General features: G+C 59.9%; 8 protein-coding genes and 2 rRNA genes (1 of these 10 cut by a window edge). 9 read left to right on the plus strand and 1 reads right to left on the minus strand.

What is annotated here, in order from left to right; genetic code table 11:
- From HKK55_RS00020 to HKK55_RS00055, 8 genes are all read left to right on the plus strand, one after another.
- Positions 1–467 (plus strand): 23S ribosomal RNA (locus HKK55_RS00020); it begins 2,423 nt to the left of the window's first position.
- Between the two features lie 144 nt (positions 468–611).
- A 5S ribosomal RNA gene (gene rrf / locus HKK55_RS00025) occupies positions 612–727 on the plus strand.
- Between the two features lie 134 nt (positions 728–861).
- Positions 862–4,308, plus strand: a complete 3,447-nt coding sequence (gene recC / locus HKK55_RS00030; RefSeq protein ID WP_169352810.1) for an exodeoxyribonuclease V subunit gamma — start codon at positions 862–864, stop codon at positions 4,306–4,308.
- Positions 4,308–7,988 carry an exodeoxyribonuclease V subunit beta gene (recB, locus tag HKK55_RS00035; RefSeq protein WP_169352811.1) on the plus strand — a complete coding sequence of 1,227 codons (3,681 nt, stop codon included), beginning with the start codon at positions 4,308–4,310 and terminating at the stop codon, positions 7,986–7,988. Before recC ends, recB begins: the two co-directional genes overlap by 1 nt.
- Positions 7,985–10,036 carry an exodeoxyribonuclease V subunit alpha gene (gene recD / locus HKK55_RS00040; RefSeq protein WP_169352812.1) on the plus strand — a complete coding sequence of 684 codons (2,052 nt, stop codon included), beginning with the start codon at positions 7,985–7,987 and terminating at the stop codon, positions 10,034–10,036. Before recB ends, recD begins: the two co-directional genes overlap by 4 nt.
- A gap of 161 nt (positions 10,037–10,197) precedes the next feature.
- Positions 10,198–10,773 carry a YfiR family protein gene (locus HKK55_RS00045; protein ID WP_169352813.1) on the plus strand — a complete coding sequence of 192 codons (576 nt, stop codon included), beginning with the start codon at positions 10,198–10,200 and terminating at the stop codon, positions 10,771–10,773.
- The gene (locus HKK55_RS00050; protein WP_169352814.1) at positions 10,770–12,038 is read left to right on the plus strand and encodes a diguanylate cyclase; all 1,269 of its coding nucleotides are present in this window, start codon (positions 10,770–10,772) and stop codon (positions 12,036–12,038) included. Before HKK55_RS00045 ends, HKK55_RS00050 begins: the two co-directional genes overlap by 4 nt.
- A gap of 55 nt (positions 12,039–12,093) precedes the next feature.
- Complete coding sequence (locus HKK55_RS00055) at positions 12,094–12,546, plus strand: OmpA family protein (RefSeq protein WP_169357748.1); 453 nt, start codon at positions 12,094–12,096, stop codon at positions 12,544–12,546.
- Positions 12,547–12,732: 186 nt separating this feature from the next.
- On the opposite strand, the gene HKK55_RS00060 is transcribed toward HKK55_RS00055, so the two are convergent.
- Positions 12,733–13,680: a LysR family transcriptional regulator gene (locus tag HKK55_RS00060; RefSeq protein WP_169352815.1), complete on the minus strand. Its 948-nt coding sequence runs from the start codon at positions 13,678–13,680 to the stop codon at positions 12,733–12,735.
- A gap of 131 nt (positions 13,681–13,811) precedes the next feature.
- Here HKK55_RS00060 and HKK55_RS00065 point away from each other — a divergent pair, with 131 nt between their 5' ends.
- On the plus strand, positions 13,812–15,338 hold the full coding sequence (locus tag HKK55_RS00065; RefSeq protein ID WP_169352816.1) for a CoA-acylating methylmalonate-semialdehyde dehydrogenase: 1,527 nt from the start codon (positions 13,812–13,814) through the stop codon (positions 15,336–15,338).
- Positions 15,339–15,342: the final 4 nt, after the last annotated feature.

The following is a 15,342-nucleotide window of genomic DNA, read 5'->3' on the forward strand; positions in this document are numbered from 1 at the left end:
TACTCCGGGGATAACAGGCTGATACCGCCCAAGAGTTCATATCGACGGCGGTGTTTGGCACCTCGATGTCGGCTCATCACATCCTGGGGCTGAAGCCGGTCCCAAGGGTATGGCTGTTCGCCATTTAAAGTGGTACGCGAGCTGGGTTTAGAACGTCGTGAGACAGTTCGGTCCCTATCTGCCGTGGACGTTTGAGATTTGAGAGGGGCTGCTCCTAGTACGAGAGGACCGGAGTGGACGAACCTCTGGTGTTCCGGTTGTCACGCCAGTGGCATTGCCGGGTAGCTATGTTCGGAATAGATAACCGCTGAAAGCATCTAAGCGGGAAACTAGCCTCAAGATGAGATCTCACTGGGACCTTGAGTCCCCTGAAGGGCCGTCGAAGACTACGACGTTGATAGGTTGGGTGTGTAAGCGCTGTGAGGCGTTGAGCTAACCAATACTAATTGCCCGTGAGGCTTGACCATATAACACCCAAGCAATTTGCGTCGAAAGGCCAGATTGCGGTGTGTGAAGACGATACAAACCGAAAGTTTGCACAACACACAAATCTATTACATACCCAATTTGCTGAAGCGAGGCCAACAGGCCACGACTCAGTACCCGAATTTCTTGACGACCATAGAGCATTGGAACCACCTGATCCCATCCCGAACTCAGTAGTGAAACGATGCATCGCCGATGGTAGTGTGGGGTTTCCCCATGTGAGAGTAGGTCATCGTCAAGATTAAATTCCGAAACCCCATTTGCGAAAGCAGATGGGGTTTTGTTTTGCGCGATCGGAAAGTATCCCTGGAGCCTACCTGTCGTCTTCAATGCTAAAGTCCCTCCCTCGATTTTGCTTTTCCCAAGGAAGCCGTTATGCCGGATGCGACGTCCCTCAGCGCTGGATTCATGGTGGTTCATGGCAATCGCCTGGATGAACTGCGCAGCCTGGTGGTCAGTTGGATGCGTCGTTATCCCCTGGCGCCTCTGGAGAACGAAATCGCGCTGGTGCAAAGCAACGGCATTGCTCAATGGCTCAAGCTCGCGCTCGCCGAAGATCCAGAAGATGATGATATGGGCGGCTGCGGCATCGCGGCCGCTATCGATGTGCAACTCCCCGGTAGCTTCATGTGGCAGCTCTATCGCATGGTCTTGGGGCGGGATGAAATTCCTGCCAAATCCCTGCTGGATAAAGCCCCGCTGACCTGGCGTCTCATGCGCCTGCTCCCCGAGCTGATCGATCAGCCGCACTTCGAGCCGCTGCAACGCTTTCTGACCCACGACACCGACCTGCGTAAACGCTATCAACTGGCAGAGCGCCTGGCTGATCTGTTCGACCAATACCAGGTCTACCGCGCGGATTGGCTGGAGGACTGGGCTGCAGGTCGCCATCAACTGCGTAATGGCCGAGGCGAATCCAAGTCTCTGAGTCCCGCCAACTGCTGGCAAGCAGAACTATGGCGTGCGTTGCTGATGGACGTAGGGGAAGAGGGCATGGCCCAAAGTCGCGCCGGCGTTCATCAACGTTTCATCGAGCGCATTAACAGCCTTGATAAGGCGCCTCCGGGCCTGCCTTCCCGAGTGATTGTTTTCGGTATCTCCTCCCTGCCAGCCCAGGCCTTGGAAGCACTCGCCGGTCTTGCTCGTTTCAGCCAGGTACTGCTTTGCGTCCACAATCCTTGCCGGCATCATTGGTCCGACATCGTTGCGGATAAAGACCTACTGAGAAACGAATACAAACGCCAGGCCCGCAAGTCTGGAATGCCCGTCACCATCGACCCGCAGACTCTGCACCAGCACGCACATCCGTTACTCGCAGCCTGGGGCAAACAGGGTCGTGACTACATCAACTTGCTGGACAGCTACGACGACCCCAACAGCTACCGTTCGGCATTCCGTGATGGGCGGATCGATTTGTTCAGCGAAAGCGAACCTACTACATTGCTGAACCAACTGCAGGACGACATCCTAGAATTACGGCCACTCAATGAAACTCGTAACTTGTGGCCCGCAGTCGACCTGGAGCAAGACACGTCAATCCGCTTCCACATTGCCCACAGCGCCCAGCGAGAAGTGGAAATTCTGCACGACCAATTGCTCCAGCGCTTTAGCGAAAACCCTGAACTGCGCCCAAGGGACATCATCGTCATGGTCCCCGACGTCGACAGTTACGCCCCGCACATCCGCGCCGTGTTCGGCCAGCTGGATCGACAAGACCCACGCTTCATCCCTTTCACTCTCACCGACCAGGGCCAACGAGGCCGCGACCCGCTACTGATTGCCGTCGAGCACTTGCTCAAGCTTCCCGACAGCCGCTTCCCGGTCAGCGAAATCCTCGACCTGCTGGATGTCCAGGCTCTGCGTGAGCGCTTCGCCATCAAGGAGCGCGACCTACCGACTCTGCACCGCTGGATCGAAGGAGCCGGTATCCGTTGGGGTCTTAACGCCGAGCAGCGCGCGGGCCTCGGCTTGCCGAGTGAACTGGAACAAAACAGCTGGCGTTTTGGCCTGCGTCGTATGCTTCTGGGCTACGCCGTGGGCACAGGCGTAGCGTGTGACGGCATCGAGCCTTACGACGAAATCGGTGGCCTCGACGCTGCGTTGATCGGCCCACTGGTTGCACTGCTTGACGCTTTGCACAACGCCCACCAAACATTGTTAACGCCGGTCGCACCACGAGAATGGGGCCAGCGTTTGCAGCGCCTCATGCAACAGTTTTTCCTGCCGAGCAATGAGCACGACGACTACCTGCTGGGCCAGCTTGAGCAACTGCGAGAAACCTGGCTGGAAACCTGCGAGTCTGTCGGCTTGCAGGACGAGTTACCGCTAACCGTCGTCCGCGAAGCCTGGCTGGCTGGCCTTGACCAAGGCCGCCTGTCTCAACGCTTCCTCGCCGGAGCCGTCAATTTCTGTACGCTGATGCCGATGCGCGCCATCCCGTTCAAGCTGGTCTGCCTGCTGGGTATGAACGACGGTGATTACCCCCGTGCCCAACCTCCGCTGGACTTCGACCTGATGGGCAGCGACTACCGCCCCGGCGACCGTTCACGTCGCGAAGACGACCGCTATCTGTTACTCGAAGCGTTGCTCTCCGCCCGAGACCAGCTCTATATCAGTTGGGTTGGCCGCAGCATTCGTGATAACAGCGATCGTCCAGCCTCGGTGCTGATTGGTCAATTGCGCGACCACCTCGTCAGCGGCTGGCACACCAGCGATGACGAACCCCTGCTGGAGGCCATGACTCAAGAACACCCACTCCAGCCCTTCAGCGCCCGCTACTTTCATGAAGGCGATCCGCTGTTTAGCTACGCCCGCGAATGGCAATTGCTCCATCAAACCCCAAACGACATGAGTGACATCGAAAGCCTGGCTTCCTACGTTCAAGAAGAACCTCTGGGTCTCGGCCAGTTGCAGGATTTCCTGCGTAACCCTGTCCGACATTTTTTCAGCCAGCGCCTCAAGGTCTTCTTCGAAGCCGCCGAAGTGCCCCTGGCGGACGAAGAACCTTTTGTCCTTGATGCCCTGCAACGCTACAGCTTGAGCGACAGTTTGCTCGCTGCCGCGCTGACCCAGCCCGATAACCTTGACGAAGCCCTGAATGCCCAAGCCCTGCGCCTCCAAGGCAGCGGCCTACTACCGATGGTTGGTTTTGGTGAGTGTCTGCGTAACGAGCTAATCGAGCCTTTGCCCGACTTGCTGCAACGCTACCAACAACTGTTGGCCCTCTGGCCTACGCCGCATACCAGTGCCGAGCCTGTCAGCTTTGAGCATCAAGGTATTCAACTTGAAGGTTGGATAAGCGGCCTACACAGGCGCAGCGACGGTGGTTTGCTCAGCGTCACCACCATCCCTAACAGCATCGGTTCGATCAAGACCCGCAAGTGGCATCGCCTGGTTCGCCCGTGGGTCAATCACGTGGTGGCCTGCGCCTGTGGACTGCCATTGAGCACCGGTCTGGTGGCCAGCGATGACACCCTCCTGTTGGCCCCACTGGAACAACACACGGCACAAGAAACGCTCGGCAATTTGCTGCTCGCCTGGCAAGCCGGCATGAGTGAGCCGCTGCCCGTGGCCGTCAAAACCGCCTTCGCCTGGCTTGGCCAATCCGACCCGGTCAAAGCGCAAGTCGCCGCCAGCAAAGCCTACGAGGGCGACGGCCAAACCACTGACGGCGAGCGCCGCGAAAGCCCGGCACTCACCCGGCAATTTCCCGATTTCGCCGCCTTGGTGGCCAGTGAAGATTTCGAAGGCTGGTGCGAAACGCTGTACCGACCATTGATCACTGCGCCATGGCGATCCCTGAGCAGCGAGGAGGCCGGTTGATGAGTAGCATAAAACCTCTGGCCCTGGCGTTCCCGCTGCATGGCAGCCAACTGATCGAAGCCAGTGCCGGTACCGGCAAGACCTTCACCATTTCGGCGCTGTATCTGCGCCTGGTGTTGGGTCATGGCGGCGAAGAGTCGGGCTTTGGCCGCGAACTGCTGCCGCCACAAATCCTCGTCGTGACGTTCACCGATGCGGCCACCAAAGAGCTGCGCGAACGCATTCGCACTCGTCTGGCCGAGGCTGCTCGCTTCTTTCGCGAAGAGACCGAAGCCCCTGATGCACTGATTGCTGAACTTCGCGACCAGTACCACGTTGAACAATGGCCCGGCTGCGCCAATCGCTTGGACATCGCCGCTCAATGGATGGACGAAGCCGCGGTCTCGACCATCCACAGTTGGTGCCAGCGCATGTTGCGCGAGCACGCCTTCGACAGTGGCAGCCTGTTCACCCAGACCCTGGAAACTGACCACAGTGACTTGCTGGGCGAAGTGCTGCGCGACTACTGGCGCCTGTTCTGCTACCCGATGCACGGCGACCCGCTGAACTGGGTACGCAATAACTGGGGAGGTCCCGCCGCCCTGATGCCGAGAGTGCGAGCACTGTTCGGTAGCGAGCGGCCCACAGACGAGCCGCGTGAACCCGCCGAACTAATCAGCGCTTGCCTGCAAGAGCGTCGCGAAGCCTTGGTCGCCCTCAAGTCTCCCTGGCAACAATGGGCCATCGAGTTGCGGGAAATCTGCCTGCAAGCCGTCGCCGCCAAAGCCGTCGATGGTCGCAAGATGCAGGCCCGTTACTTCGAACCCTGGTTTGAAAAAATCAGCGCCTGGGCTGGCGACGAGTCCGTGGAACAACTGGACATTGGTACCGGCTTTTCTCGCTTGACGCCCGACGGCATGGCCGAGGCCTGGAAGGGTGACCCGCCGCACCATCCAGGCCTCGACGCCATGGCGGGCCTGAAAGCCAGCCTCGACGCTTTGCCAACCCCCGATGCCGCCGTGTTGCAACACGCGGCGGGTTGGGTCGCAAAACGCTTCGAAGAAGAAAAACGCCGGCGCGCTGAAATGGGCTTCGACGACATGCTCATTCGCCTCGACGCTGCGCTGCAGGCCAACGGTGGCGAGCGCCTGGCCAGTGTGATCCGCGAGCAATTCCCGGTGGCGTTGATCGACGAATTCCAGGACACCGATCCGGTGCAGTACCGCATCTTCGAGAGCATCTACCGCATCGAAGACAACAACCCTGAAAGTGGCCTGTTCCTGATCGGTGACCCGAAACAAGCGATCTACGCCTTTCGCGGCGCCGACATCTATACCTACCTGCGCGCCCGTCAGGCCACCAGTGGTCGACTGCATACGCTGGGCACCAACTTCCGCTCCAGCCATGCAATGGTGGAGGCGGTAAACCATGTGTTCCAGCGCGCTGAAAAAGGCCGCGGTGCGTTCCTGTTCCGTGAGCCCGACGGTAAGAATCCGGTACCGTTTCTGCCAGTGCTTTCCCAAGGCCGCAAGGAAAGGTTGCAGGTCAACGGCGAGACATTGCCGGCCCTGAACATTTGGCACCTGCCCACCGACCAACCCATCTCTGGCGTGCTCTACCGCCAACAACTGGCAGCTGCTTGCGCGAGCCAGATCGTGGCGTTGCTCAATGGCGGTCAGCAGGGCACCGCAGGATTTGTCAAAGACGACACCTTCAACGGCGTACTGCCGTCGAACATCGCTATCCTCGTACGCGACGGTAAGGAAGCCCAGGCTGTGCGCGGTGAGCTGGCCGCCCGTGGTGTGCGTAGCGTTTACCTGTCCGACAAGGATTCGGTGTTCGCCGCGCAGGAAGCCCACGACCTGCTGGCCTGGCTCAAAGCCTGCGCCGAGCCGGACGTCGAGCGCCCCCTGCGTGCCGCCCTGGCCTGCGTCACCCTGAACCTGTCACTGCCTGAGCTGGAGCGTCTGAACCAGGACGAATTGGCGTGGGAAAAGCGCGTGATGCAATTCCGCGATTACCGCGCCATATGGCGTACCCAAGGCGTGCTGCCGATGTTGCGGCGCCTGCTCCATGACTTCAAATTGCCGCAAACCCTGATGGCTCGGGGCGACGGCGAGCGGGTGTTGACCAACCTGTTGCACCTCTCTGAATTGCTGCAGCAAGCGGCGGCGGAACTGGATGGCGAACAAGCACTGATCCGCCACTTGGCCGAACACCTGGCGCTCTCGGGCCAGGCGGGCGAAGAGCAAATCCTGCGTCTGGAAAGCGATGAGCAACTGGTCAAAGTGGTGACCATTCACAAGTCCAAGGGCCTGGAGTACGACCTCGTGTTTCTGCCATTCATCTGTTCGGCGAAACCCGTGGACGGCAGCCGTTTGCCATTGCACTACCACGATGAAAACGGCAAATCCCAAGTCAGCCTCAGGCCAACCGTCGATTTGATAGCCCAAGCCGACGATGAACGTCTGGCCGAAGATCTGCGTTTGTTCTACGTCGCGCTGACCCGGGCAAAACATGCCTGCTGGCTCGGTGTCGCCGACCTCAAACGCGGCAATAACAACAGTTCGGTGTTGCACTTGTCGGCCTTGGGTTATCTGCTCGGTGGCGGCGCTTCCTTAGGCGAGTCTGCCGGCCTCGCCCGCTGGTTTCTCGATTTGCAGGAAGGCAGCCCCGCCATTCACTACGCTGAAATGCCTGAAGCCGAAGCTATCGTGTTCCACCCACCGCGCAACGAAGCCACCTTGCTCGCGCCCTTGTTGCCCAAACGCAAGGCTGCAGAAAACTGGTGGATTGCCTCCTACAGCGCCCTGCGGATCGGTGAAAGCATGAGCGCCGCCAGCCTGGAAGCGCCGGAAAGTCCACAAGCCCAAAAGCTGTTCGACGACGAACGCCTCGATCCGGATGCCCCGCGCGAAGTGGCAGCGTCTGGTGGTGACATTCATCGTTTCCCACGTGGGCCCAACCCCGGGACGTTCCTCCATGGCCTGCTGGAATGGGCCGGCGGCGAAGGCTTCAACGTCACACCCGAGGCCCTCAAAGACGCCGTCGCCCGCCGCTGCAATCGGCGCGGCTGGGAAGGCTGGATCGATACCCTGAGCGGCTGGCTCGGCTACCTGCTGCAAGCGCCGTTACGGTTAGGCAATGGCCAGCCGCCGGTGAGTCTGAGCGGCTTGCGGCACTACCAGGTCGAGATGGAGTTCTGGTTCGCCAGCCACAAAGTCGATGTCCTCGCGCTTGATAAGTGGGTGTGCCAACACACCCACAATGGTGTTTCCCGAGTGGCCGCCGAACCGGTATTGCTCAATGGCATGTTCAAGGGTTTTATCGACCTGACTTTCGAACATGACGGCCGCTACTACGTGGCCGACTACAAGTCCAACTGGCTCGGCCCCGACGATTCGGCCTACACCATGCAGGCCATGGAACTGTCGATCCTCGATCATCGTTACGACCTGCAATACGTCCTTTACCTGCTGGCCCTGCATCGTCAGCTCAAGGCGCGGCTGGCCGACTACGATTACGACCGTCACATCGGCGGCGCGCTTTATCTGTTCCTGCGCGGCACCCATTCAACGAGCCAGGGCGCTTATTTCACTCGACCACCCCGAGAGCTGATTGAAGGTCTGGATCTATTGTTCCAAGGTAAACCGCTACCGCCCAAAGCCGAGCCAGCCTGGGAACAAGGAGTCCTGCTATGAGCCTGTCGATGCTACCGCTGGAGGAACTGACGCCCCTTAGTCGCGCTGCCGATCTGCTGCAACTGCTCGAGCGTTGGGTCGAGCGTGGCTGGCTGCGTGCGCTGGATAAAGCCTTTGTCGGCTTCCTCCATGAACTCGATCCACAGGCTGATCCGCTGGTGTTGCTGGCGGCGGCGCTGACCAGTCACCAACTGGGTCACGGCCATGTTTGCCTGGACCTGTTCGAAACCCTCAAGGCACCGGACTTTGCTCTGTCTCTGCCGCCAGAAGGCGACGTGCAAACCGGCGTCATGCTACTGCCGTCGCAATTGCTCGACGGTCTGGACGGCGCCCATTGGTGCCATGCCTTGGCTGCCAGCCACTTGGTGGCGCTGGCGGTTGATGGCAGTGAGTCGGCACACAGCCGGCCTTTGGTGCTATCGGGAAAACGCCTGTATTTGCGTCGCTATTGGACCTACGAGCGGCGTATCGATACGGCGTTGCGCCTGCGTCTTGCCACTTCGGAAAGCATCGCCACCGACTTGCCCCAACGCTTGAACGGCTTGTTTGACCAGGCCACGCCAGGTGCGGTCGTCGACTGGCAAAAGCTCGCCTGCGCCCTGGCCACCCGGGGTGCATTCAGTATCGTCACCGGCGGCCCAGGTACCGGCAAGACCACCACTGTGGTGCGGCTGCTCGCACTGTTGCAAGCGCCGGCGGTGGAGAATGGCAGCGCGTTGCGCATTCGTCTGGCGGCACCCACCGGCAAGGCGGCTGCTCGCTTGACCGAGTCCATCAGCCAGCAGGTACTGTCGTTGAAGGTGCCTGACGCGGTGCGGGAAAAAATCCCTACTCAGGTCACCACTGTTCACCGTTTGCTGGGCAGTCGGCCCGGCACCCGTCACTTTCGCCATCACCTGGGCAATCCATTGCCCCTGGATGTATTGGTGGTCGACGAAGCCTCGATGATCGACCTGGAAATGATGGCCAATCTGCTGGACGCCTTGCCGCCCCATGCCCGTCTGGTGCTGCTCGGTGACAAAGACCAACTTGCCTCCGTTGAGGCAGGCGCCGTCCTCGGTGATTTATGCCGCGACGCCGAAGCCGGCTGGTACAGCCCGCAAACCCGCCAATGGCTGCAAGCGGTCAGTGGTGAAGACCTCAGTGCCAGTGGTCTGCAGGAAGACCTCGACGGTACGCATCCATTAGCCCAACAAGTGGTGATGCTGCGCTACTCCAGGCGATTCGGCGAAGGCAGCGGCATCGGCCAACTGGCGCGCTGGGTCAACCAGCAGAACGCCGAAGAGGCCCGCAAACTGCTGGCCGCTCGCAGCCACGCGGACTTGTTTTGCGTCAGCCTCAAGGGCGAACACGACCATGCTCTGGAACGCCTGGTACTGGACGGGCAGGGTAACGGTGCTCACGGTTATCGCTATTACTTGAACCTGCTGCGCACTTCACGCCCGAGCCCGGATACGCCGCGAGAAGATCCACGCTGGACCGACTGGGCTCGCCAACTGTTGCAAGCCTTCGATGCTTTCCAGTTGCTGTGTGCGGTGCGCAAGGGTCCTTGGGGTGTCGAAGGCCTGAACCAGCGCATCACCGCCGCCTTACTCAAAGCCCGGCTGATCGACAATGATCAGCAATGGTACGAAGGGCGTCCGGTGTTGATGACCCGCAACGACTACGGCCTGGGCTTGATGAACGGCGATATTGGCATCGCCTTGAAACTGCCTGAAAGCGACGGCGGGCCGCAAGTCTTGCGCGTGGCTTTTCCACGCAACGATGGCCAGGGCGGCGTGCGCTTTGTGTTGCCCAGCCGGCTCAATGATGTGGAAACCGTCTACGCCATGACCGTGCATAAATCCCAGGGTTCCGAGTTCGCCCACACCGCGTTGATCCTGCCGGATGCGTTGAATCCGGTACTGACCAAGGAGCTGATTTATACCGGCATAACTCGCGCCAAAGATTGGTTCAGCCTGATCGAACCCCGTGGTGGAGTCTTCGAAGAAGCGGTGCGACGCAAGGTGAAACGGTTGAGCGGGCTGATGTTGGAGCTGGGCACTTGAATTGCACAAAAACTGACTGATGAGTCACTGTTTAATTGTACTTCAGGCGTATGATTTTTCTGAGAAAATGGGGGAATCCTCCGAGGCATTGCCCCGTGGGATATCCTGCCGTTGTGCTATCGTTGCGGCATCATCCTGAGAAGATCAAAGAGAATCGCTGCATGAACGTGGCTGTTTCGCCCACAGAGCGTCGTTTGAGCTGGAGACGAATGCTGCTGTTGGCGGTTCTGTGGGTATTTACGCCGGTCACGTTGGCGCAAACGCCTGCCCCCGCCAGCATGGCCGACCAAAGGGCCCAAGCGGTGACGCAAGTGGTGCTCGGGATTCTCAGTTATGCCCGCTGGCCGGTGGAGCCTGCGCAGTTACGGCTGTGCATTGTCGGACCGACTCAATACACCGATGACCTGATCAAAGGCGCGACCCAGGCCACCGGTCGTCCGGTGTTAGTCCAGCGCCTGCTGGCCGGCCATCCCGACATCGCCAACGCCTGCGACGCGGTGTACATCGGTCAGTTGACCAGCGATGAACGCAGCCGTCTGTTCACCTCGTTGACCGGTCGTCCGGTGCTGAGCATCAGCGAAGGCGGAGGCCAATGCACGGTGGGCAGCCTGTTTTGCCTGCGCGTCGGTGATGAGCAAGTGTCGTTCGAGGTCAATCTCGACTCCGTCGCCCGCAGCGGCGTGCGTATTCATCCCAGCGTGTTGCAACTGTCCCGCCGTCGAGCACCGGAATCATGAGTCCCGCCAAGGCACCTGTGCGACCGACTCTGCGCTCCGTGCTGAGGCGCGGGCACCTGAGTGTGGCGTTGATGGCCGTGAGCATGGCGAGTGTTTCCTTGACCTTGCTCGGTGTGCTGGCCTTGCGGGTCTATGCGGATCACAACCTGCACCTGATCGCTCGCTCCATCAACTACACGGTGGAAGCTGCCGTAGTGTTTAGCGACAGTGCTGCAGCCACTGAAGCCTTGGCCCTGATCGCCTCGACCGAAGAGGTGGCCCAGGCCGAAGTCTTTGATGCCAACGGCAAACTCCTGGCTCATTGGCAACGACCGGAAACCGGAATGTGGTCCAAGGTCGAATTGGGGCTGGCGCATACCCTGCTGGAGCAGCCCATCAGCCAGACGATCATGCACCAGGGCAAAGCCATCGGCAGCATTCACCTGAGTGGTCATGGCGGTAGCTTGTTGCGCTTCTTGCTCAGCGGCCTGGCGGGGATTCTGGTATGCACGGCCCTCAGCGCCTGGGTCGCCCTGTACCTGGCGCGGCGCATGTTGCGGGGCATTACGGCGCCACTGCACAGCCTTGCCAAAGTGGCTCACGCCGCTCGCAGTGAGCGGGCCTTTGACCGTCGCGTACCCCCAGCGCAAATTGCCGAGCTCGATAGCCTGGGCAACGACTTCAATGCCTTGCTCGACGAGCTGGAAAGCTGGCAGACCCACCTGCAAAGCGAAAACGAAACCCTTGCCCACCAGGCGACCCACGACAGCCTGACCGGGCTGCCCAACCGGGCGTTTTTCGAAAGCCGCTTGATTCGTGCCCTGCGCAGTGCAACTAAACTCAATGAGAAAGTGGCCGTACTGTTTCTCGACAGCGACCGCTTCAAGGACATCAACGACAACTTCGGCCACGCTGCAGGCGACGCAGTATTGGTGGCAGTGGCCCAACGCGTTCGCGCGCAGCTACGTGAAGAGGACCTGGTCGCGCGCCTGGGCGGCGACGAGTTCGCGATCCTGCTGACCCCGCTGCACAAGATCGAAGATGCCCAGCGCATCGCCGACAAGATCCTCGCCAGCATGGACGCGCCGATCCCGTTGCCGGGCAATACCGAGGTGTTGACCTCTCTCAGTATCGGCATCGCCGTCTACCCTGATCATGGTGCCACTCCCGGCACCTTGCTCAACGCTGCCGATGCGGCGATGTACCAGGCCAAACGCCTTTCCCAGGGCGGTCAGCAAACGGCAGAGCCGGAGCACCCCACCGTCCCTATTCAGCACAGGAGTTGATCCCTTGTTCTCTAACACCCAGAGTTCTTCGCGCTTTTTATTTATCACCTTGCTCATGGCTCTGTTGGCCCTGGGCGGTTGCCAGACGGCGCCACCCAAAGGCCTCACTCCGGCGCAGATCGTCGTACTCAAGCAGCAAGGTTTCGAGCTGACCGACGAAGGCTGGGCCTTTGGTCTATCGGGGAAAGTACTGTTTGGCAGTGACATCGAGAGGCTGAATAAGCCCAGCACCGGCATCGTCGAAGGCATCGGCAAGGCCTTGGTCAGTGCGGGTATCGAGCGCGTGCGCGTTGATGGCCACTCCGATGCCTCGGGCAAGGAAAGCTATAACCAGCAACTGTCCCTGCGCCGTGCGAAAAGCGTAGGCAAGGTATTGACCAGCGTGGGCATGAAGGAAGAAAACATTCAGCTACGAGGGCTGGGCAGCAGCCAGCCGGTGGCGTCCAACACCACGACAGCAGGCCGTACCGAGAATCGGCGGGTGTCGATTGTGGTCATTGCTGACTAAACAGACGCCCCTCGAGTCTGATATGAAATGCGATCAATGTGGGAGCGGGCTTGTGTGGGAGCGGGCTTGCTCGCGAATACGTAGGGTCAGTTAATACATGTGCTGACTGATACACCGCTTTCGCGAGCAAGTCGAATCGTCGCACCGCCGCTCCCACATTTAGTCTGTGGTTGCCGGCAACACCGCTTAATCCGCAAATCTCATCTCCCGTGTCTCCCCCATCAACAACGGCCGATTCTGCTCCGTCACCTCCCTGATGTAATCCCACAACAGCGTAATCCGCTTCAACTTCCTCAAGTCTTCCCGGCAGTACATCCAGAACTGCCGTGTGATATTGATTTCCTCCCCCAGCACCGGCAGTAACCGCGGATCCTGCGCCGCCAGAAAACACGGCAGGATCGCCAGCGACCGCCCCTGCTGCGCCGCCACGTATTGGGCGATCACGCTGGTGCTGCGCAAGCTGGCACTGGCGCCCGGAACCACGTTGGCCAGGTACAGCAGCTCTGAGCTGAACGCCAGGTCATCGACATAGCTGATAAACGGATGGTCGGCCAAATCTGCCGGACGGCGGATCGGTGGGTGTTGGTCCAGGTATTCCTGGGTCGCATATAGCTGCAGTTTGTAATCACATAGCTTGCAGCACACATAAGGCCCGTGTTCCGGCCGCTCCAGGGCGATGACGATGTCTGCTTCGCGTTTGGACAGGCTGATGAAGTGGGGCAGCGGCAGGATGTCCACCGAGATCGCCGGGTAGGTATCGACGAAATGGCTCAGTTGCGGGGTGACAAAGAAGCTGCCGAAACCCTCGGTGCAGCCCATGCGCACGTGACCCGACAACGCCACGCCGGAGCCGGATACCTGTTCACACGCCATGTGCAGGGTGCTTTCGATGGATTCCGCATAACCCAGTAAACGCTGGCCTTCGGTGGTGAGGACGAAACCGTTGGTCCGGGATTTTTCGAACAACAAAGTACCCAGGGACACTTCCAGCGAACTGATGCGCCGCGACACGGTGGTGTAGTCCACCGCCAGGCGCTTGGCTGCAACGCTGGCCTTGCGGGTGCGGGCGACTTCGAGGAAAAACTTCAGGTCATCCCAGTTCAGGGAGCCCAGGGAGGTGATGTTTTTTTGCATATTGGACCGGCTTTTATGTGCGTTCTTATTAGAAGTTTGCACATCTATACTCCAAAAACAGTCCGAACGCCTCATCCTCAAGGCGATTCACGCCTTGGTTCTCTGCATAACTACAAGATTTGGAGACCCGCATGAACGCATCGCTTACGTCTGCCGACACCACCGTGAAACAGGTCAAGCTGCTGATCAACGGCGAGTGGGTCGAGTCCAAGACCACCGAATGGCAAGACATCGTCAACCCGGCCACCCAGCAAGTGCTGGCCAAGGTTCCTTTCGCCACTGCATCCGAAGTCAACGCTGCCATCGACGCTGCCCATCGCGCCTTCCAGACCTGGAAGCTGACGCCGATTGGTGCGCGCATGCGCATCATGCTCAAGCTGCAAGCTTTGATCCGCGAGCACTCCAAGCGCATCGCCGTGGTCCTCAGCGCCGAGCAAGGCAAGACCATTGCCGATGCCGAAGGCGATATCTTCCGTGGCCTGGAAGTGGTGGAGCACGCGTGCTCCATTGGCACCCTGCAAATGGGCGAATTTGCTGAAAACGTCGCGGGCGGTGTCGACACCTACACCCTGCGTCAGCCGATTGGCGTGTGCGCCGGTATCACCCCGTTCAACTTCCCGGCGATGATTCCCCTGTGGATGTTCCCGATGGCCATCGCCTGCGGCAACACCTTCGTACTCAAGCCTTCCGAACAGGATCCGCTGTCGACCATGCTACTGGTGGAGCTGGCCGTTGAGGCCGGTGTTCCAGCGGGCGTACTCAACGTGGTTCATGGCGGCAAGGACGTGGTAGATGCGCTCTGCACCCACAAAGACATCAAGGCCGTGTCCTTCGTCGGTTCTACCGCCGTGGGCACTCATGTCTACGACCTGGCCGGTAAACACGGTAAGCGCGTGCAGTCGATGATGGGCGCCAAGAACCACGCCGTGGTGCTGCCGGATGCCAACCGCGAACAAACCCTCAACGCTTTGGTCGGTGCCGGTTTCGGCGCAGCCGGCCAGCGTTGCATGGCGACCTCGGTAGTGGTGTTGGTGGGCGCAGCCAAACAATGGCTACCGGACCTCAAGGCCCTGGCGCAGAAACTCAAGGTGAACGCTGGCAGTGAAGCGGGCACCGACGTAGGTCCGGTGATTTCCAAGCGGGCCAAGGCGCGCATTCTGGACCTGATCGAAAGCGGCGTGAAAGAAGGCGCCAAGTTGGAGCTGGATGGCCGCGACATCAAGGTCCCGGGCTTCGAGCAAGGCAACTTCGTCGGCCCGACCCTGTTCTCCGGTGTGACCACCGATATGCAGATCTACACCCAGGAAATCTTCGGCCCGGTGTTGGTGGTGTTGGAAGTCGACACCCTGGATCAGGCCATCGCCCTGGTCAACGCCAATCCGTTCGGCAACGGTACCGGCCTGTTTACCCAAAGCGGGGCGGCGGCGCGTAAGTTTCAGAGTGAAATCGATGTCGGCCAGGTCGGTATCAACATCCCGATTCCGGTGCCGGTCCCGTTCTTCAGCTTCACCGGTTCCCGTGGCTCGAAGCTCGGTGACCTGGGCCCGTACGGCAAGCAAGTGGTGCAGTTCTACACCCAGACCAAAACCGTCACCAGCCGCTGGTTCGACGACGACAGCGTCAACGATGGCGTCAACACCACCATCAACCTGCGCTGATCGA

The sequence above is a fragment of the Pseudomonas sp. ADAK18 genome, assembly GCF_012935695.1.
Taxonomy (GTDB): domain Bacteria; phylum Pseudomonadota; class Gammaproteobacteria; order Pseudomonadales; family Pseudomonadaceae; genus Aquipseudomonas.